This window comes from Kosakonia sp. WA-90, assembly GCF_039871955.1.
Taxonomy (GTDB): Bacteria; Pseudomonadota; Gammaproteobacteria; order Enterobacterales; family Enterobacteriaceae; genus Kosakonia; species Kosakonia oryzendophytica.
Map to the genome: position 1 here is coordinate 199,864 of NZ_JBDPLJ010000005.1, position 19,980 is coordinate 219,843.

The 19,980-nt window shown below is 53.4% G+C and carries 20 protein-coding genes; 7 read left to right on the forward strand and 13 right to left on the reverse strand.

From position 1 onward, the window contains the following. Positions 1-59: 59 nt before the first annotated feature. On the forward strand, positions 60-1,355 hold the full coding sequence (locus tag ABGA49_RS11320; RefSeq protein WP_061498695.1) for a Gfo/Idh/MocA family oxidoreductase: 1,296 nt from the start codon (positions 60-62) through the stop codon (positions 1,353-1,355). A gap of 30 nt (positions 1,356-1,385) precedes the next feature. Here the strand turns inward: ABGA49_RS11320 and ABGA49_RS11325 are convergent, their stop codons facing one another. Both ABGA49_RS11325 and ABGA49_RS11330 read right to left on the reverse strand, forming a co-directional pair. Beyond that, positions 1,386-2,075 carry an LrgB family protein gene (locus ABGA49_RS11325; protein WP_347665567.1) on the reverse strand — a complete coding sequence of 230 codons (690 nt, stop codon included), beginning with the start codon at positions 2,073-2,075 and terminating at the stop codon, positions 1,386-1,388. Continuing rightward, complete coding sequence (locus ABGA49_RS11330) at positions 2,068-2,478, reverse strand: CidA/LrgA family protein (protein ID WP_061500235.1); 411 nt, start codon at positions 2,476-2,478, stop codon at positions 2,068-2,070. The genes ABGA49_RS11325 and ABGA49_RS11330 overlap by 8 nt, the downstream gene beginning before the upstream one ends. Positions 2,479-2,578: 100 nt before the next feature. Here ABGA49_RS11330 and ABGA49_RS11335 point away from each other — a divergent pair, with 100 nt between their 5' ends. Further along, positions 2,579-3,457: a LysR family transcriptional regulator gene (locus ABGA49_RS11335; RefSeq protein WP_061498701.1), complete on the forward strand. Its 879-nt coding sequence runs from the start codon at positions 2,579-2,581 to the stop codon at positions 3,455-3,457. Between the two features lie 83 nt (positions 3,458-3,540). Here the strand turns inward: ABGA49_RS11335 and ABGA49_RS11340 are convergent, their stop codons facing one another. The 4 genes from ABGA49_RS11340 to soxR all read right to left on the reverse strand — a co-directional run bounded on the left by ABGA49_RS11340 (position 3,541) and on the right by soxR (position 8,378). Further along, positions 3,541-5,187 carry a Na+/H+ antiporter gene (locus tag ABGA49_RS11340; RefSeq protein ID WP_134318989.1) on the reverse strand — a complete coding sequence of 549 codons (1,647 nt, stop codon included), beginning with the start codon at positions 5,185-5,187 and terminating at the stop codon, positions 3,541-3,543. 136 nt (positions 5,188-5,323) lie between these two features. Further along, on the reverse strand, positions 5,324-6,673 hold the full coding sequence (gene ghxP, locus ABGA49_RS11345; RefSeq protein ID WP_061498709.1) for a guanine/hypoxanthine transporter GhxP: 1,350 nt from the start codon (positions 6,671-6,673) through the stop codon (positions 5,324-5,326). A gap of 300 nt (positions 6,674-6,973) precedes the next feature. Beyond that, positions 6,974-7,642, reverse strand: a complete 669-nt coding sequence (locus tag ABGA49_RS11350; protein WP_061498712.1) for a glutathione S-transferase — start codon at positions 7,640-7,642, stop codon at positions 6,974-6,976. 277 nt (positions 7,643-7,919) lie between these two features. After that, complete coding sequence (gene soxR / locus ABGA49_RS11355; protein ID WP_061498714.1) at positions 7,920-8,378, reverse strand: redox-sensitive transcriptional activator SoxR; 459 nt, start codon at positions 8,376-8,378, stop codon at positions 7,920-7,922. An 81-nt stretch (positions 8,379-8,459) separates the two neighbouring features. Between soxR and soxS the strand changes: the two genes are divergently transcribed. After that, on the forward strand, positions 8,460-8,783 hold the full coding sequence (gene soxS, locus ABGA49_RS11360) for a superoxide response transcriptional regulator SoxS (RefSeq protein ID WP_061498717.1): 324 nt from the start codon (positions 8,460-8,462) through the stop codon (positions 8,781-8,783). 7 nt (positions 8,784-8,790) lie between these two features. Here soxS and ABGA49_RS11365 read toward each other — a convergent pair whose 3' ends face one another. Beyond that, complete coding sequence (locus ABGA49_RS11365; protein ID WP_061498720.1) at positions 8,791-10,362, reverse strand: EAL domain-containing protein; 1,572 nt, start codon at positions 10,360-10,362, stop codon at positions 8,791-8,793. Between the two features lie 341 nt (positions 10,363-10,703). Beyond that, a complete protein-coding gene (locus ABGA49_RS11370; protein WP_347665568.1) occupies positions 10,704-12,107 on the reverse strand; it encodes a sensor domain-containing diguanylate cyclase in 1,404 nt (467 codons plus the stop codon). A 548-nt stretch (positions 12,108-12,655) separates the two neighbouring features. Between ABGA49_RS11370 and ABGA49_RS11375 the strand changes: the two genes are divergently transcribed. Beyond that, positions 12,656-12,937 carry a YjcB family protein gene (locus ABGA49_RS11375; RefSeq protein ID WP_061498726.1) on the forward strand — a complete coding sequence of 94 codons (282 nt, stop codon included), beginning with the start codon at positions 12,656-12,658 and terminating at the stop codon, positions 12,935-12,937. A gap of 87 nt (positions 12,938-13,024) precedes the next feature. Here ABGA49_RS11375 and ABGA49_RS11380 read toward each other — a convergent pair whose 3' ends face one another. The 4 genes from ABGA49_RS11380 to ABGA49_RS11395 all read right to left on the reverse strand — a co-directional run bounded on the left by ABGA49_RS11380 (position 13,025) and on the right by ABGA49_RS11395 (position 16,913). Further along, entirely contained in the window at positions 13,025-13,846 is an 822-nt protein-coding gene (locus ABGA49_RS11380) for an ABC transporter permease subunit (RefSeq protein ID WP_088237240.1), read from the reverse strand. Further along, the gene (locus tag ABGA49_RS11385) at positions 13,846-14,676 is read right to left on the reverse strand and encodes a sugar ABC transporter permease (protein ID WP_061498732.1); all 831 of its coding nucleotides are present in this window, start codon (positions 14,674-14,676) and stop codon (positions 13,846-13,848) included. The genes ABGA49_RS11380 and ABGA49_RS11385 overlap by 1 nt, the downstream gene beginning before the upstream one ends. A gap of 66 nt (positions 14,677-14,742) precedes the next feature. After that, the gene (locus ABGA49_RS11390) at positions 14,743-15,891 is read right to left on the reverse strand and encodes an extracellular solute-binding protein (RefSeq protein ID WP_088237239.1); all 1,149 of its coding nucleotides are present in this window, start codon (positions 15,889-15,891) and stop codon (positions 14,743-14,745) included. Between the two features lie 35 nt (positions 15,892-15,926). Beyond that, a complete protein-coding gene (locus ABGA49_RS11395) occupies positions 15,927-16,913 on the reverse strand; it encodes an ABC transporter ATP-binding protein (RefSeq protein ID WP_082794190.1) in 987 nt (328 codons plus the stop codon). 151 nt (positions 16,914-17,064) lie between these two features. Here ABGA49_RS11395 and ABGA49_RS11400 point away from each other — a divergent pair, with 151 nt between their 5' ends. Genes ABGA49_RS11400 through ABGA49_RS11410 form a run of 3 tightly spaced genes read left to right on the forward strand, consistent with a single transcriptional unit; the run spans position 17,065 to position 19,620 of the window. Continuing rightward, complete coding sequence (locus tag ABGA49_RS11400) at positions 17,065-17,823, forward strand: MBL fold metallo-hydrolase (protein WP_061498741.1); 759 nt, start codon at positions 17,065-17,067, stop codon at positions 17,821-17,823. A gap of 8 nt (positions 17,824-17,831) precedes the next feature. Continuing rightward, the gene (locus ABGA49_RS11405; protein ID WP_170933835.1) at positions 17,832-18,842 is read left to right on the forward strand and encodes a LacI family DNA-binding transcriptional regulator; all 1,011 of its coding nucleotides are present in this window, start codon (positions 17,832-17,834) and stop codon (positions 18,840-18,842) included. 10 nt (positions 18,843-18,852) lie between these two features. Continuing rightward, entirely contained in the window at positions 18,853-19,620 is a 768-nt protein-coding gene (locus tag ABGA49_RS11410; RefSeq protein ID WP_061498747.1) for an inositol monophosphatase, read from the forward strand. Between the two features lies 1 nt (position 19,621). On the opposite strand, the gene ABGA49_RS11415 is transcribed toward ABGA49_RS11410, so the two are convergent. Then, positions 19,622-19,960, reverse strand: a complete 339-nt coding sequence (locus ABGA49_RS11415; RefSeq protein ID WP_347665569.1) for a cupin domain-containing protein — start codon at positions 19,958-19,960, stop codon at positions 19,622-19,624. Positions 19,961-19,980: the final 20 nt, after the last annotated feature.

Here is a 19,980-nt window from a genome sequence, read left to right on the forward strand (position 1 = left end):
CTGAAACATCGTTTTTAATACATCAACACGTTAATTCATTTATGACTTGCGAGGATGCGATGAAAAAATATGCGCTGGTAGGTACAGGCGGACGCGCCGGATTATATATCTCCGCCATTGGTGGTCAGTGGAAAGAGAATGCCCGCATGGTAGCGTTTTGCGACAGCAACCAGACACGGATGGAGTACGCCAATCAGCTGTTAAAAAACGAAGGCGCTGCACCGGTTTCTACCTGGAAAGCCGCGCAGTTTGAAACGATGATTGCGGAAACCCGGCCGGACATCATTATCGTCACCACCCTGGACCGTACCCATGATGACTATATCGTGCGGGCGCTGCATGCCGGCTGCGATGTGATCACCGAAAAGCCGATGACCATTGATGAACAGCGCGCACTACGCATTCTGGATGCCATTGAACAGACCGGGCATACCGTGCGCGTGGCGTTTAACTATCGCTATGCGCCGCACCACAGCAAAGTGCGCGAGTTGCTGATGAACAACACCATCGGCGAGGTCTACTCGGTGCATTTCGAGTGGCTGCTGAATACCGAACATGGCGCGGACTATTTTCGCCGCTGGCATCGGGAAAAACGCAACAGCGGCGGATTGCTGGTGCACAAATCGACCCATCATTTTGATTTGATGAACTTCTGGCTCGACAGCTATCCCCTTCGGGTTTATGCCGAAGGCGGGCTGCGCTTTTACGGTAAAGAGAACGCGGAAAAACGCGGCATCAGCCACTTTTACCCACGCGCCCATGGTTATGCTGCTGCGAAAAACGATCCCTTTGCCCTGCACATGGATGAGAATCCACAACTGAAAGCGCTGTACCTGGATGCGGAGCATGAAGACCACTACTGGCGCGATCAGAGCGTCTTCAGCGATGGCATCACCATTGAAGATACGCTGTCGGTACTGGTGAAATACCAGAACCAGTGCCAGTTGAGCTATTCACTGAACACTTACCTGCCGTGGGAAGGGCTCAACGTGGTTTTTAACGGCAGTCAGGGGCGGCTGGAGATGAAAATCGTCGAAAAATCTTACGTTAACGCCGGAGGCGAGCGCGCCAATGAGGGCAGCCTTGAATCCTGTGACATTACCGTCTTCCCGATGTTCGCCGCACCGTGGAAAGCAGACTTTATCCTCGGCGAGGGGGGACATGGCGGCGGCGATAATGCCATGCTGGCGGACCTGTTTGGCGAACCGGGTCATGATCCCTTAAAACGCGCCGCCGATCACCGCGCGGGTGCCATGTCGATCCTGACCGGCATCGCCGGGAATATCGCCATGCAGCAACAGCGCCCGGTTAATTTTAACGAGTTTGAACTGGTCGCCCGCCTGAAAAAACAGTAACCCCTGCGCCCCGTCAGCGCTGGCGGGGCATTAAAACATCACCCATGCCACCAGCGGAGCACTCAGCACCATCACCACACCAGAGAGCATCATTACCAGGCTGGCAACGACGCCCTCCTGCGGCCCCAACTCATACGATCGCGCCGTGCCCGCACCGTGGGAAGCCGCGCCAAAGCCTGCACCTTTTGCCATCCCTTCGCGGATCGACAAACGCAGAAACAGCATATCGCCCACCGCCATGCCGAACACGCCCGTCACCACAACAAACAGCGCCACCAAATCAGGCTGCCCTCCAAGGGGTTTCGCGGCAGCAAGCGCAAACGGCGTGGTAACCGAACGGACCGCCAGGCTACGCTGGATCGCATCCGGCAATGTGAATAAGCGCGCCAGCCAGACCGAACTGGTGACCGCCACCACGGTAGCGGTGATCACCCCCGCGGACAGCGACATCCAGTGGCGACGAATGATCGCCAGGTTTTCATACACCGGGACGGCAAAAGCGATGGTCGCCGGTCCCAGAAACCATATCAGCCAGTGCGACTCGCCCATATAGCTTTGGTACGAGATATGCCCAAACACCAGCAGCAACACTAACAGCACAGGCGTGCAGACCAGCGGCATTAAGGGCAAGGTGTGGAAACGCCGGTAAATACGCTTATTGAGAAAATAGCACCCCAGCGTCAATAACAGGCACAGTACGCTTAATGAGAACTCATTCATTTTTTAGCCTGCTCACTTCAAAGCGATAGACCTTATCCACTACCCAGGCCGTCGCGCCAAGCACCAGTAACGTACTCAGGCCAATGACGGCAAAAATACGCCAACCGTCCACCATCAACAATTGCGCATAATTCACCACTGCGACCACGGCAGGCACAAAAAACAGCAACATTTCCGCCAGTAGCCAGCGCGCCCCCTCCCGTACCCAATTCAGCGGGATCACCCGGCACACGATTAAGCCCAGCATAAGCAGCATGCCCACCAGGTTGGCAGGTAACGGCAGATGCAACCACTGGACAAGGTATTCAGCAACGATGAACAGCCCGGCGTACAGTACGACCTGAACCGGGACCTGAAGACGACGCACAAGGGCAGGCGTAACACGTCTTAACGCCACGTCCATATTGATTTCCCATGAAATATGCAGGCGCTCAGTATAGAGAGCCGCCAGGCGTGACAGAAATGAATTAAAATCATCGCGGGCATAGTTGAAAGGAATAGTTATGGACATCCGAACGCTGCGTTATTTTGTGGAGGTGGTTCGCCAGCAAAGCTTCACTCGCGCGGCGGAACGTCTTTTTGTCACCCAACCAACCATCAGCAAAATGCTGAAGAATCTGGAAGATGAACTGGATTGCACGCTGATCATCCGCGATGGCCGCAAACTTCTGCTTACCGATACCGGGCGGGTGGTGTTTGAGCGCGGCGTGGCGATCCTGGCGGAATTTCGTCAACTGGAAGCCGAACTCAATGACATTAACCATCTGAATAAAGGCGTGTTACGCCTTGGCATTCCGCCGATGGTCGGTATGTTGATGGCCGGACCGATCAGCCTGTTTCGCCAGCGCTACCCTGGCGTAGAGCTTAAAATCTCTGAATTTGGCGGTTTGGTGGTGCAACAAGCGGTGGTCAGCGGCGATCTGGATCTGGCCATGACGGCGCTGCCAATAGAAGAAGAGAGCGGTCTGTCGACGCTGCCGCTGTTCAGCCACCCAATGTGTGTGCTGGTGCCGCGCTCCGGAGAGTGGGTTGAACGCGAGGTGGTCACACCGGAAGAGCTGGGAGAGCACCCGTTGCTGATTTATAACGAAGATTTCGCCCTCAGCCGCCAGTTAATGCAGTTGTTCAATCAGCACGGCGTGAAGCCGCGCATTGCGGTGCGCAGCGGCCAGTGGGATTTCCTTGCGGCCATGGTGCAGGCCGGTGTGGGTATTGCGATATTGCCGGAGCCGATATGCCAGCGGTTAGATAAGCAGACGCTGCGCTGGCTGCCGTTACAGAGCGATTTACACTGGCAACTGGGGATGATTTGGCGCGAAGGGGTTTACCTTTCACGTAGTGCTCAGGCGTGGCTGGAGTGCTGCAAAGGGTTCTGGCTCTAACCGCCGGACGGTGTGACGCGGAGTAAACCGACAAACCTGTCTGAGTTTGTCGGCTGCGCAACGTCGCCATCCGGCACGTTTTTTTACTTATGCTCCAGCAACAACGCTTCCAGCAGGTCGAGATCGTGCAGCAATTTTTGCAGCGTCTCGTTGCTGATCTGACGGGTAGCGCGCAAATGGTAAAGCTCGGCGCGTTCAGAGCGTAGCGCCGCCAGGCGAAAACGGCGCTCCAGGTTCTCTTCCTGTAGCGAGCTTTCCACGTTGTTACGCCCATCAGCACGTCGCCGCAGATTACCAATCACCCGCGAACTGACTTCAGTCAGCAGTTGATCATCGATATTCTCTTCGGTATCCGCGGCCAGGCGTTCCTCCATTTTCTGGATCGCCACAATCGCCACATCGGCCGTGGCGGCCCGCGCCATCCGCTCCTCTTTATGCTGCTGCGCGTGATCGCGCACCTCAATATGCTGCAACAGCGACGGCAGCGCGATCACACCGACAAACAGCGAGAACAGGATCACCCCGGCGGCCAGGAACACCAGCTCATATCGCGCCGGGAAGACATCGCCGCTGGGCAGCAACAGCGGAATAGAGAGCACACCCGCAAGGGTGATCGCCCCGCGCACCCCGGCAAAGGTGGCAATCAATAATTCGCGATCGCTCCAGGAGGCAAACTCCATCGGTTTTTTGGAAAGGAAACGGCGGCTGAATCTTTTCATCGTCCACAACCAGCCAAAACGCACCAGCATTAACGCGGCGTAAATCAGCACGATATCGGTGAACAGCATCCAGGTTTCAACATTCGGGTCGGCTTCCGCCGCCACCAGAGAAGACTCCAGGATACCCGGTAATTGCAGCCCCAACAGCAGAAACACCATGCCGTTAAAAACGAACTCCAGCATCGCCCAGGTGCTGTTTGCACGCAGACGCATCGCCAGTGGCGCGGTACGCATCACGCCGGAACGGGTGATGGTCATCCCGGCCGCCACCGCCGCGAGGATGCCGGAAACGCCGACATGCTCGGCAATCAGATACGAGGCGAACGGTAGCAGAAACAGCAGGACGATTTGCGTCGCGGGTTCATCGCCGCCCCAGCGGCTGAGAAAGCGCAGCGAACGGCCATACAGCCAGCTTACGACAAAGCCCGCCAGCAAGCCGCCTATCGCCACTTTCATAAACTCAACCGTTGCGCCGCCCACGGTAAAGACCATGGTTCCCATCGCCACGGCGACGGCGAATTTCAGCGACACCAAGCCAGAGGCGTCATTCATTAACGCCTCGCCCTGCAAAATCCCCATGATTTTCTTAGGAATTCGCCCTTCGCCGACGATGCCGGAAAGCGCCACCGCATCGGTTGGCGACAGTACCGCCGCCAGCGCAAAAGCAGGCACCAGCGGGATCCCTGGCACCACCCAGTAAATTAAGAAGCCGATACCTACCACGGTGACCAGTACCAGCGCCAGCGCCAGACCGAAAATTTCACGACCATGTTCGAGAAACTCACGCGTGGGGGTTTTCCAGCCATCGGCGAACAGCAGCGGCGGGATAAACAGTACCAGGAACAGTTCCGGGTCAAACTCCACATGCAGGCCAAAGGTGGGAAAAGCCAGCAGTGCGCCAATGGCGATTTGCATCAGCGGTAGCGGGATTTGAAACGGCAGAACACGGGTGACGACACCCGAAAGCGAAACCACAAGGGTCATGATGAGAATGGTAAAGAATATTTCCATGCGTTCCCTGTTTGCGATGTGTTGTTATAAAGGCCTCAGACCTTGATGCCAGAACATCCAGCTTAACGCAAAGAAACCGGGCTGTGGGCAAAAAAAATGGGCGACCGGAGTCGCCCATTGTTAACACGTTTCGCGATCAGATAGCCCAGCCGCCTGCATAGAATATAACCAGCGCAACCGCAATCACCACGGTACCGATGTTCAGCTTACGCCACTCGCCGGAGACCACGCGGCCAATGACCAGCGAGGCAAAACCGATCATGATGCCGGTAACGATATTACAGGTCAGCACGATGAAGACGGCGGTGATCAGGCCTGACATGGCGTCTACGAAATCGGCAAAATCGATTTTCGCAACGTTGCTCAGCATCAGCAGACCCACATACATCAGCGCCGGTGCGGTGGCATACGCCGGCACCAGGTAAGAGAGCGGGGAGAGGAAGAGGATCAGCAGGAACAGTACGCCAACGGTGATCGCTGTCAGACCGGTTTTGCCGCCCGCCGCCGTACCGGCCGCAGATTCGATATATACCGCTGCCGGTGCTGCGCCAACCAGACCAGAGAACACGCTGCTCAGGGAGTCGGTGGTCAGCGCTTTGCCACCATCGATAATCTGACCGTCTTTATCCAGCAGATTTGCCTGCCCGGCTACCGCACGGATAGTCCCGGTGGCGTCAAACACCGCGGTCATCACCAGCGCCAGCACGCTTGGCAGCACAACCGGGTTCAGCGCGCCCATAATATCCAGGCTACCGATCAGGGAATTACCCTTGTCATCGCTCAGCGAAGGCATGGCGAAAATACCGGAGAAGTGTACGTTCGGATCGAAAATCAGCCCCACAATCGACACACCGATAATGGTCAGCAGAATGCCACCCGGCACTTTCAGTTTTTCGAGACCAATAATGACCGCCAGGCCAATCAGCGACATGATCACCGGGAAACTGGCGAAATGCCCCAGCGCAACCGGCAGACCATCCAGCGGGTTTTTGATAACCAGGCCTACGCCGTTTGCAGCGATAAGCAGCAGGAACAGGCCGATACCGATGCCGGTACCGTGCGCAACGCCCTGCGGCAGGTTGCGCAGGATCCAGCTACGAATCCCGGTCGCGGAAATCACGGTAAACAGCACACCCATCAGGAACACGGCACCCAGCGCAACCGGCACGCTAATGTGCTGACCCAGCACCAGACTGAACGCGGTAAACGCGGTAAGAGAGATAGCGCAACCGATAGCCAACGGCAGGTTCGCCCACAGCCCCATCACGATGGAGCCAATGCCTGCAACCAGGCAAGTGGCCACAAATACAGCCGCAGGTGGGAAACCCGCTTTACCCAGCATGCCGGGAACAACGATGACCGAGTAGACCATCGCCAGGAAGGTGGTTAAACCAGCAACGATTTCCTGACGAACAGTACTGCCGCGGGCAGAGATTTTAAACAGTGCGTCAAGCGAACCGCCGGTACGCGCAGAAGGCGTAGACATAGGAAACATCCCCTGAGAATTTTATTGTTCGTTCGCATGCGTGGTGGACAGTCCACTGCCGGTTAAACGTCATCTCCCTGTGCTGCGTTGTGGCAAGGGGGCCACAAAAAAGCAAACGTTTAACTCCGCGCATACAACGGTTGGTCGAAAAAAGGCAAACGATTATCCAGCGTTTAGATACCGCTTTTCAACTGAACTTTGCCGCTTTTCGCTAAATTTCGCTTATGGTGATTAAGAAGTCACCGACCGATGCGCAAACGTTATCGTCGATGCGCAACTTTGCAACATTTTCGGATCATTTTAACCACCGGGAAGATCGAACGGACCGCCCTGCACGATAGCGCGTTGCCAGGCAGGGCGCATTTCGATGCGTTTTTTCCACGCCCGCAAGGCAGGCAGGTTATCCACCCCACCGCGCGACAGCAACGCGAAGACCGGAAAGCTCATCTGCATGTCTGCCATACTCAGTTGCTCACCGGCAAACCAGCTATGGTGCGCCAGTTCCTCTTCAAGAAAACGCGCATGCGTGGTGATTTGGCGGTTCAGCCAAGCTTTCTGAACACCATACGAAAGCAGCTTGCCGATACTACGAACGCCAAAGGGTACCGGTGGCTTACCCAGACTGGCGAAAACCAGCTTCATGAGTAACAGCGGCATCAGCGACCCTTCTGCATAGTGCAACCAGAAGCGGTAATCCAGCTTTTGCTGCATCGCCTGCGGCTTAAAGCGCTGCGCTGTGTCGTAGGTTTCCTGTAAATACTCCAGGATTGCGCCCGACTCCGCGAGGATCAACCCGTTATCTTCGATGACAGGCGATTTGCCTAACGGGTGAACCTGGCGAAGTGATGCCGGCGCGAGCATCGTTTTTTCACGCTGGTAGCGAACAATTTGATACGGCACGCCCAGTTCTTCTAAAGCCCAAAGAATACGCTGTGAGCGGGACTGATTCAGATGATGCACCGTAAGCATGTTTTTCTCCCGAGGATCCATATGAATTAACTATAGAAAATCGGCATCGTTGCGGATGAAAGAGCGAAGAAAAAAAACTGAAAAAAATTGCTCAAAAAAGTGGCAATTCTGCTACGGTGACCTAGACTAAAAGTGTCAGCACAACCCGGAACCTCCAACATGATGAGGGGTGCTGATGTCGGGGGAAACCCTCCTGCAGAAGAGCGGGATAGAGAGAAAGACAAAGACCGGAAAACGACTAAAGCGCCCCAACGGGCGCTTTAGTTTTTTATGCGTCTCAGTCGTCTTCCAGCAGGCGCGCGCCGGTACCCTGTTGCCCAAGCTGGTCGCCAGGGTTACGTAACGGGCAGTCGCTGCGCGACAGGCAACCGCAACCAATACACCCATCCAGCTCATCACGTAGCGCAACCAGCGTATGAATACGGCGATCCAGTTCGTCGCGCCATTGAGACGACAACTGTTTCCACTCTTTTGCACTGAGCGTGTGCCCTTCCGGTAAGACGCCGAATGCTTCACCGATGGTCGCCAGTGGAATGCCAATGCGTTGCGCAATCTTAATGATTGCCACATAACGCAGCACATCACGGGTATAGCGCCGCTGATTACCGGTATTACGGGTACTTTTAATCAAGCCTTTGCTCTCATAAAAGTGCAGCGCCGAGACAGCCACCCCGCTACGTTTCGCCACTTCACCGGGGCTCAGCAGGGCTTTTATACGCGGCATTCTCTTTTCCATAAAACCTCTTTACCTCAAGTTAACTTGAGGAATTATACTCGCTCCCAGACAAAACGACGAATCGGGAAATGAGGAAGCTTTATGTCCCATCAGCAGATTATTCAGACCCTTATTGAATGGATTGATGAACATATCGACCAACCAATGAACATTGATGTTGTCGCAAGAAAGTCAGGTTATTCAAAGTGGTATCTGCAACGAATGTTCCGTACCGTAATGCATCAAACGCTTGGCGACTATATTCGTCAGCGCCGTTTGCTGCTGGCAGCGGAAGCACTGCGTACGACACAACGCCCTATTTTTGATATTGCGATGGATTTGGGGTACGTCTCACAGCAGACGTTTTCGCGCGTATTTCGCCGGGAGTTTGACCGCACCCCCAGCGATTACCGACATCATGCCTGATGGGCAATCAGTTTAACGACGGCGGCTGCTGCACCCAGCGTTTGAATTCCTGTGGCGGCAGCGCCTTCGCAAAGTACCACCCCTGGCAAAACTGAACGCCCCGTTTTAGCAACCAGGTCACCTGTTCCGCCGTTTCCACCCCTTCCGCAATGATCTTCAGACGCAGACTCTGCGCCATCTCGATAATGTGTTCGGCAATCAGGTGACTGGTACTGTTGGTGGTGAGCGTATCAATAAAGGATTTGTCGATTTTCAGGATATCGACATTAAGGGAGTAGAGATTGTGCAAATTGGAGTAGCCGGTGCCGAAATCATCTATTGCCACTTCGTAGCCAGCCTGGCGAAACGCCTGAATCACCGGCGTGGTTTTCGGTACATCGATAAACCCGCGTTCGGTCACTTCAATCTTGATTTGCCCGGCGCGCACGGCATGCTCCCTGGTTTTGTTGGCAATTAACGAAATCAGGCGTGAAGAGTGGAAATCCGCAGCAGATAAGTTGATGGAGATGTAGAGATCGGGAACTTGCGGCAGAAAATCGCCCAAATCATTAAAGACTTCATCGACGACATAATCGGTCACACGTTCGATCATGCCCTCTTTTTCTGCCAACGGAATAAATTCAGCCGGACTCATGACCTGGCCGTTAAAACCCGGCCAGCGCAACAACGCTTCTGCCCCCACGCAAGTGCCACTTTTGATATCAATAATAGGTTGGTAATGAAGGCAGAGTTGGCGCTTCGTTAATGCCCGATGGAGCAGACGGCGCGGGGAATTAAATTCCTGCCGCGTTCGTGACCATATTAATAAGATGATCACGCTGCAGACCATCCCCAGCGGCAGGGTGAACGTCACCTGGCGGTAAAAGGCCTGAAGATAGTGGTCGCTGGAGGTGGACACGATAATAGCAATCGGCCGTTTGTCAGAGTGGGCAATGGTGTAAAAACGCGTGCCCTGCTGAAATGTCGCGTCGTTCCGGTTCACCAGCTTTGACAGCGTGCCGATATCCGTCGAACGACTCACTGAGAAGAATAAATGGGTTACCGTATCGTAAACACCGTATGCCAGTTCATTATCTTCTGACATGACATCGCTATAGGCGAGCGGGTTAACCACCGCAACATAATTTCCACGCTGCATGTAGACCATTTTATAGCCAGCGTAAAAAGGGGTATCCCGGTAGTAATAAATAGCAATATCAGGACGGCGTTTATACTCAGCTGGTGAAATAGCATACGGTTGTTCGGGCGTTATTACGCTCGAACATAAAAAATGTCCACTGCGTGCATAAATTAAATCGGAGACATACAAACTGCCGCGCACGATATTGAGCATTGCAGCCCGATGCTCTGGCGTACAAATTTGACCTTGATATTTCTCTGCGGCTAAACGAGCCGTATCCACCTGCTGAACTACCGCTTCTGTTTTATTTAACGCCAATTGAGCAAAGGAGTGGAGTTGCTCGCCTGTTTCTTTTACCGCACGGATATGCGCAAACCATAGCGAGAGCATCACTGGTAGTAGAACTACCAGGATTATCCCAATGACCCAGAGCATCTTGCGACGCACGCTATGATTCATGTCCGCCTATATCCATGCATTTTATGTGCCTTTTAATTGTACGGCAGGATGCTTTGATAAACAGGTGATTACGTTGCATGAATCATACGACATTAGCAACTGACTTTTATCATTAAAAACCTAATATTTGGTTATGACGATAATATTCGACCGTAAGCCAAACTAAAAGTCGGCTCGATGTTTATATTAGGGAAAATATTAATCCGTAGTTCAGGTTAGTTTTTACTTAATGCAACCAGGAATCGCTGATTAAGCCAAACTAACAACAGGATAAAAAAGAACAGGCCATGCGGAAATTTTTTCATGCGGATTTTGAGTTTCCTTCATAATTCCTCCTTTATTTATAAAAAGGCTCCAGCAATCACGGTTTTACTGCGTCCGGCACGCTTCGCATCGTACAACGCATTGTCTGCAAGCGTAAGTAAAACTGAAGTATCCACCTGGTCGCTCGTGACAAATACTAAACCAGCGCTAAAGGATAAGGTGATCTTTTCACCAATGCTTAATAATGGCGTTTGCGTTAAGGTAGCACGCATTTTTTGGCTAAAACGCAATGCCGATTTGCTACTGGTGTACGGCATCAAAATCAGAAATTCCTCACCACCCAATCGCCCAAACAACCAGGAGGGATCGCTATGCTCACGGATCTTATCGCAGAAATGGATCAGTGCCGCATCGCCCGTGAGGTGCCCCCAGCGATCGTTGATATTCTTGAAGTGATCAAGATCGAGCATTAACAGACTGAAATGACTACGCGGATCGCTTGGATTACAACTGACCAGCAACGCTTTTAAATGTTGCAGGATAGCAAATCGGTTGTAGCATCCCGTCAGATCGTCAATGGTGGCTTTTCTCTCCATCTGCTGCTCCGCCTTTTTACGCGCAGTGATATCCAGCCCGATACTGAGGATGGAATGATCGGGCAGCAGGATGTTTGACCAAAGTACCGTCAGTACCTGGCCGTCACGGCGTACAGGGTGCCACTCGTGCATGTCGACAGCCGGTGAAGTATTAACCGAAGCGCGAACTTGCTGACGCACCAGTGGATCAGGGAAAAACAATGCTAATGGATCGGGCTGCTGGTTGAGCTGCTCCAGCGTCCAGCCGAAGAGACGCTCGCATTCACCATTCCATAAAATACAGCGGTTATTTTTATCAAAGGAATTCATTAATACCGGGGCGCGATCAAATAACGCTTTATATTGTTCGATAACGTGTTGTATCTCTTTCGCTGCGCGATCCCGTGAAATAATCTCTACAAGAAAACTCTTTAGCTTTTCAACTAAAATGATGACGACATTCTTCATGACAGATAATGATAAAGTGGACTGCGGAAATGCCACAAAGAAATAACCACTAAGACCAGACTCCTGCACATGCAATTTACACAGGATGCCACTTTTTAATTTATTACCGACGATAGTATTCTCAGGGAATAATAGTGTACCGACATGACGTCGCCAACAAATAACGCGCCAGGCACGCAGATTCCGTCGTAACTGTGACTGTTCCAGCAACGTTACCGCATCCTGCAATGTGCATGTTATCTCACCCACGCGGGTGAATTGCGGCACGCCCTCTTGCTCGACCAGCACCCACACCAGGCTTGCGCCCAAAGCCGCATTGATAGCATGAAGAATCTCTTCCAGCGAATGTTTCCCGGTTAGCCACGGCATCAGTTTCGCCAGCAGCGCCAGCGCCGCAGTCCCATCTTCCAAAGGTGCAGCGGAAATCTCTGTTTTCATGTTTTATCATTCGCAGGTTATTAAGCACCAGGCCGGCCTGAAATGATTGAATCAGGAAGGAAAAGTCACACCCACGAATTAGCCCAGACAGCAGGCGAAAAAACAACACTGAACGACGTAACGAAATCGTGCCAGTAGAAAATATACCGCTTAAAATCAAATCCCCTGAATAATCACTCACAGGTAGAGACTACTGTCCAGAAAAGCATAATAGATGTTTTGTAAACTGTAAATATTGCAGTAATAAGTCTGCTAAATATTCACGGCGCGGTATCAATAAATTTAAGTTAAATCAATTTCCATCCTGGTTAAATATAACCGTAAGACAATAGCGGTATAACGCAGCCCAACATATCGACGAAAAAAGAGACAAAATGGCCTGTTTTCACGCTGGCGAATAAACAACCAAGTGTGATATAGTTCACACATTCGTGAAATGGAAAACACCGTTTCACTTTGTTGTGCTACTCCGCGGACGCCTGCGTCATCTCTGCCACTCGTGCATAACGCCAGTCCGCCCGGTATTTGATTCTTCTGAGGATGGTTTCATGGCTACCTTTACCACCAGCGTCGTGTTGTTGCGCTGGCAGATATTGAGCGCAGTGTTGATGTTTATGGCCAGTACACTGAACATTCGCTTTCGCAGAGCAGACTATGTGGGTCTTGCGGTGATCAGTAGCGGTCTGGGTTTGGCCGCAGCATGCTGGTTTGCCACCGGCCTGCTTGGCATGACGGTTGTGGACTTTTCCAATATCTGGCACAACCTGGTTGTGGTGATGGAGGAAATCTCCCGCAAAGCACCGCCAGAGTGGCCGATGGTCATTACCTGATGAAAAAAAGCGCCGACAGGCGCTTTTTTTCATTCCAAACAGCCGGTTAGCATACCTTCACCACACCAGCAGCGCACATATCGCCCCCTATTTCCCCAGCTTCGACAACATTTCCGGGCGCATAAATCTTTGAATAATGAGCATAAAGAGCACTGACGGCACCAAAAGGATCAACGCCGTAATGGATGAGACCTGGTAATTGCCGGACATACTGGCGGTATAGAGCAGGATCGGCAGCGTAATAATGTCCGGCGCGCCAACAAAGAAGGTGGCAGTAAACTCATCCAGCGACTCGAGAAAAACAAAGATACTGGCGGCAATCAGCCCGGGCGCGGCCTGCGGCAGGACGATATGGAAAAAGGTGTACACCGGCCCCGCGCCAAGATTGCGCGACGCGCGTGCCAGCTGCGGATCGACGGATGAAAACGCCGCCACGCTGATCCAGATGGCGTACATCAAACCATGCACACTGTGCACCAGTACCACACCGGCAACGCTGCCATTTAATCCCCACTGATAAAACAGACGCGCCACATTCATATACACCGTCAGGTTCGGAAATGCCTGCGGGATCAGAAATAGCAGCATAAAGAAGGCACGCAACGGCATGGATCGCTGCGCCAGCGCATACCCCGCCGGCACCGAAATGATCAGGCAGACGATCACCGCCAGCACGGCAATCAGTACACTGATCGACAACGATCCGGAAACATCGCTGTAAGGGCTAAAGACCTGGCCCCAGTACTTCAACCCCCATTGCCCCGGTAACGCATGGGGAAAGAACCAGCTCTCCGCCACCGTCCAGATCAACAGGTTAAGCAGCGGACCAAACAGCGCCAGCACCAGAAACGTCAACAGCAGCGTTTGCAGAATAAAGCTACCGTGAATTTTATACCGAATAGGGTTCATCAGTTGACTCCTTTGGCTTGCAGGCTGTGGCGTAAATAGAACCAGGACAACAGGGCGCAAATCAGGTATGAAATCACCCCCATCGCATTGGCAACCGGGTAGTCGCCATAGGAGTTAACACGAAACGCCATATCGACGGTCATCATCGTTGGCGTACCGGTGCCGATCATCAACGGCACCGAGAGCACCGACATCATGGTCACGGTGGAGAGCACTGTCGCCACGCCAATCGTCGGCATCACCTGCGGCAAAATAATATCGAAGAGCATGCGCAGCCGCGACGCACCCAGATTTTTCGCCGCCAGAATGTGCGACGGATCCACCGCCGACATCGCTCCGCAAATCAACAACGTTGAAAACGCCATCTGTTTCCAGACAAAGGTAATGATGATCCCGCTCCAGCCCAACAGCGAGGTAGTATCCATGGGGGTAAGTATGCCCGCAGCCACCAGCGCATTATTCATCAGGCCGTTTTTCGCCAGAAATGTCCGCATCATCTGCGCAGTGACAATAAAGGGAATGAACAACGGCAGGCGATATAAAAAGGCCAACGCTTTAACGATCCCCCGAAAGGGCGAAAGGACAATCACCGCCGAAAGGGTGATGGACAGCAGCAGCAGGATCGCCAGCGATGCCAGCACAATGACTACCGTGAACAGGATATCGTTCGAATACAGGCTCAGCACTTTCGCAAAGTGCATCAGCGTCAGGTGATGTGACTCGCGGGTAAATGCGGAAATCAGTGAAAAACCCAACGGCCAGAGAAAAAACACCGCAATCATCAGCGTGGCCGGGGCAACCAACAGTAAATATTTTATTGCGTGTCGCATGGTAAACCTGAGTCGTTGCCGCAAAAAAGATGCCCGCAGACACAGCGCTGCGGACACCAAGGTTAATCAGTTAGATACCTGGCTCTCGTAGCCTTCTTTGATATCGGTGAAGTACGGGTTAATCGGGAAGCTTTTACCGTATTTCGTCAAATCTTCCGGCGAAATTTCGGCAAACAGTTTCTGCCAGGTGGCCTCATCCAGCTTGCCTTTGACGTATTGCGCATCGATACCCGGATACCAGTTAAACTGTTTTACGATCCCCTGTGCCTGAACGTCCGGGCTGGTGGCCAGCGCGATAAACGCCTGCGCCAATTTTGGCTGCGCTGCATGTGCAGGCACCACGTAATACATTGGCTGGCCTGGCATGCCGGGGGAGATCAACGCCAACTTGATGGATGGTGGAAGCTTGCCCTGATCTTTCCAGCTATAGAACATATCCACCCACACCGGCCCCATGGTGATCTCGCCACGGCTCAACATATCCAGCGTTCCGGCGTTGCCCGGCGTAAAGGTCACATTCTTATTGAATTCTTTCAGTTTGGCCCAGGCCTGCCCCCACTCTTTTTCCACACCTTTGTCATACGGCAGCGCAGACAAACGCTGTGCATCCGTGCCATAGGCATACATCCAACCCACCACAAAACTCACACCGGACATGCCGTTTTTAATGCCGTTATAGCCAAACGCTTTCGGGTTCTGTTGCGACCACTGCACCAGTTCGTCATAAGATTTCGGCGGCGTTTTGATCATCTCGCTGTTAAACGCGATCGCCGTCTGACTTAAAAACATCGGCATCACGTAGCCATCAACATTCACGCCCAGAGCATTTTTGGCATTTTCCGCTGAGACCATCGAACCGGTGTTAATGGCCTGGCGGTATTTCTCCAGCAATCCTTTTTCCACCAGTTGCCCCCCGACAGCCTGGTGAACCACCGCCACGTCGATATCCCAGTTTTTCGCGCCGCTTTGTTGCTGAGCGGTCAGTTTCTCCATGATTTTGTTTGATCCGGCATCTCCCGGCCCGGTTCCGACCACCTGCACTTTCACACCAGGATGCGCAGCCTCAAACTTCGGCCCCAGCCAGGTTTTCACGTAGTCCACCATATTTTGATCGCCCGCCGTCGCGACATTGAGTACCGTTTCGGCGTTCGCAGCGTGTATTCCATAGCCCAGACAGAGAGTGGCCAGTACAGCAAGTTTCGTTTTTACGGACATGATGTATCCCCAGGAAAAGAGTGTGTCGGTTGGCATTACAAAGCGGTTTCAAAAACATGCAGCGCGGGCTGCGGTACATGCAAAATGACGTTCGTGCGGGGGGGCCAGCATTGTGGCGAATCCGCCAGTAATAACTGCCCGTCACAACGCACGCTATGGCGGTACTGGTGACCAAGAAATGCGCTCTCTTCCACCACGCCATCCAGCAATAATCCTTGTGCGTCAGGCGGTACAGATGCCCCGTGAATGGTCACATCAGCGCTACGAAAATAGAGTGTTTCCCCACGCGCATCCTGGCGGGTAATGCAGTTATCGGCCCCCATAAAATCGGCGACAAAAGGCGTTGCCGGGCGGTGGTAAATCGCTTCCGGCGTGCCGATTTGTTCAATGCGACCGCGGTTAAGCACCGCAATACGATCCGCCATGACCAACGCTTCCTGCTGGTCGTGGGTGACAATCAGCGAGGTAAATCCCAGCCGCTTTTGCAGCGCTTTTATTTCGTGGCGCACATTGAGACGCACTTTGGCGTCCAGGTTTGACAGAGGTTCATCAAGCACCAATACGTCCGGTTCAATGGCCAACGCGCGCGCCAGCGCCACACGCTGTCGTTGCCCGCCTGAAAGCGCGGTGACTTTACTCTCCGCATAACCGTCAAGATTGACGATTTTTAATAATTCCTCTACCCGCTGTTGGATCGCCTCTTTTTTCCAGCGACGGACTTTCAACCCATAGCCAATATTTTGTGCAACGGTAAAGTGTGGCCACAGCGCATAACTCTGGAACACCATAGTGATATTTCGCTGTTCCGGCGTAGTGTGAGTAATGTCTCGACCGGCAATCGCTATTTCGCCCGACCTCACCGGAATGAATCCGCATAATGCATTGAGAAGTGTGGTTTTTCCGCAACCTGATGGCCCTAGTAGCGCAATCATTTCGCCTTTTTCTACCGACAAATGAATATCGTGCAAAACAATCTTATCGCCATAGCCAATTTTCAGATTTTCAATTTGCAAATAACTCACGGGCGATCCTTTTATTCGATTTTTTAGCGTCGATGAACACGTGTTCATTTATTTGTAAAAAAAATGCAACTTTGCACCGACATTATGTGAGCCTACTTTGTCGTCTATTTGTGACAATTTGATTAAGTCATCAATAAATTTGGTGGGCGAAATGAAAATAGATGTCCTGGGGTGCGGCAGCGCCTTTTCCGTGCAGCAAAATACCTCGGCAATTTGCGTGACTGACCCTGATCATCGCCAGTGGCTGATCGATTGTGGCCCCACGATCCCACGCGCACTCTGGCAGCGGCGTGGCGATGTCAATGACATCGATGCGATTTACTTTACCCATGTCCATCCGGATCACTGCACCGGGCTGACAGCGCTGCTCAATCACTGGAAGAGCTTTGGTCGCCGCAAGCCATTGATAATCTGGTCGCAACGCGAGCAGCGCCCGGTGTTGATGCAACTGGCAAGCCTCGCGAACTGGCCTGAGAGCGGCCTCTGTTTTCCTATTGACTGGCGAGACAGCGAACCCGAATGGCACTGGCAAGGCTGGCAAATCCGCACGGCGTTTTCCCATCATGAAATCCCCAACCTCGCGTTGCGCATTGAGATGGGTGATAAGGCACTGTTCTACAGTGGCGATGGTCGCCCGACACCGGAAAGCACCGCGCTGATGCATCACGCCAGCCTGGCCTTTCAGGAGTGCGCGTCGCTGACCGCACTCGCCAGTGATGCCTCGCACGGCGATTTTCCTGGCTGTCTGGCGCTGTTTGAACAATTGCGTTTACCGCGCATGGGCTTGTATCACTGTCATGATGCAGCGCTACCGGCACTGGCACAGGCGTGCGCGGCACATCCAGGGTTATTTCTCAGCCAGGATGGCATGACCATCGACCTCAATCCTTATGCGGAGGCGACAGATTGAGTCAGACAATGCGTAAGCAGACCGTCACCGCCGAGGACGTGGCAAAACGGGCGGGCGTTTCCCGCGCCGTGGTCTCTCGCGCCCTGAGCAGCAATGGCAGCATCTCCCCGTCCACCAAAGAAAAAGTACTGCGCGCGGCGCAGGAACTGGGTTACCAGGTCAATTTCCTTGCCCAAGGACTGAACCGCCAGCGCAGCCATTTGATCGGCGTGATCGTCGCACGTATTGGCGATCCGTTTCGCAGTAGCTTACTGGAGGGCTTATTGCACGAAATCCAGCGTCGCGGCTATCAGGCGTTGGTGACCGAAATCACCGGCGAGCAGGATCTGACGCCAACGCTGCGCCGCTTTACCCAGTTTCGCGTGTCCGGCGTCATCGTGACCTCCGGCAAGCCGCCGGAAACACTGGTCAATGAGTGTGTCAGTCAACAGATCCCGGTGGTCGGCATTAACCGCCAACCGGATATTCCGCTGGTGGACTTTGTCTGCTCGGATAATGACTCCGGCGCATATCAGGCCGCAGAACAGCTGTTTCACTCTGGCTGCCGCCGTTTTGGCTGGCTGAATAATAGGGGATCCACCTGGGCCGGGATGATGCGCGGCGAAGCCTTTTATCAGGCTCTGCATCAGCTCGGTGTGGATACGCAACGCCACATAAGCGACATCACCGCCAGCGAAGAGGGTTACGAGGGAGGTTTTCAGGCCGCTCGCGCATGGACAGGTGAATTACCGGCAGGTATTTTCTGCGCCAATGCGCAACTGGCGTGCGGCTTCCTCGACGGCATGCGCCAGCGCGGCAAATTCGCCCCACAGGATTTTCACCTGATTGGCTTTGATAACACACCGCAAAGCGGTCAGTTCAGTTACCAGTTAACCACCTTGCATCAGGATGTGTCTGAGATCGCCCGCCGGGCATTGACGCGTCTGCTGGAGCGGGCAAAAAATCCGTTGCAGCCTTCCCGCATTGAGTGGGTTAAGGTGGAACTGATTCACCGACAAACCTCACCACGCATTGGCTAAGAGTCCAGATATGACAGAACAGTTTACCCACGCGCTGTGCGCATTGATTCGTCGTCTCGGTCAGGAGGCGAAACAGCTACGCGATAACGGGCTGACCATTGAACAGAAAGGCCGCCAGGATTTTGTTTCACAGGCGGATGTGTATGTGGAAACCGCATTGCGCACCTGGCTAAAAGCGCAGCGTCCGCAGGACGGCCTGCTTGGCGAAGAGCGAGGTCTGGAGCCGGGCAGTGAAGGAGTGTGGGTTATTGACCCTATTGATGGCACCACCAACTTTATTCTTGGTATGGATTACTGGTGTATTTCCGTCGCCTATGTCAGGGGCAATCACATTGAACTGGGCGTGATTTATGCGCCTGATCGCGAGGAGTTTTTCTTCGCCGAACGCGGGAAAGGCGCGTTTTTAAATGACCAGAAACTGACGATCACCGACCCGGCACCCGATGCCGTGGTTCTGGGATTAGGGCGTTCAAGCCGCACTGCGCCGCGCGACTATACCCGCACCATTGAAACGTTGTTTGAACACGGCGTTGAACACCGCCGTTTCGGCGCAGGCGCGTTGATGCTGGCCCATGTTGCCGCAGGCCAGGTACACGGCTACTTTGAGGCGCACCTGCATAGCTGGGATGCGCTGGCGGGTCTGGTGATCATCAAAGAAGCAGGCGGCATGCACAATGACTTTCTCGCCAGGAATGGGCTGACGCAAGGCAACAACGCCTGGGCTGCCAGCCCGGCGGTATGGCAACGTCTGCAACCCATTTTGTTGCCCGATAACTGAGTTAACCCGCCCGCTCATAATGGATCGCCAGCCAGATGGTTGGCGGTTCGGCCTGCGTCCAGTTCACCCGGTGGCGACAACGCGCCGGAATATTGGCAAAATCCCCCACCTGCAACACACGTTCTTCCGTTTCGCCTTCAAGCTGCAAACCGGCGGCGCCTTGTAGTATCAATACCCATTCTCCTTGCGGCTGGCAGTACCAAAAATCCGGCGGACTGGCCTGCCCGGTAGAGATGATCCGTTCGATTTTCACATCGGGTCGCACCAGCAGATCGTCGAACGTCTCCTCTTCGCCTGCACGGGCAGTCGCGGGAAAGTGTTGCAGCAGATTGGTCAACATGGTCTTCGCCCTCTCTGGAA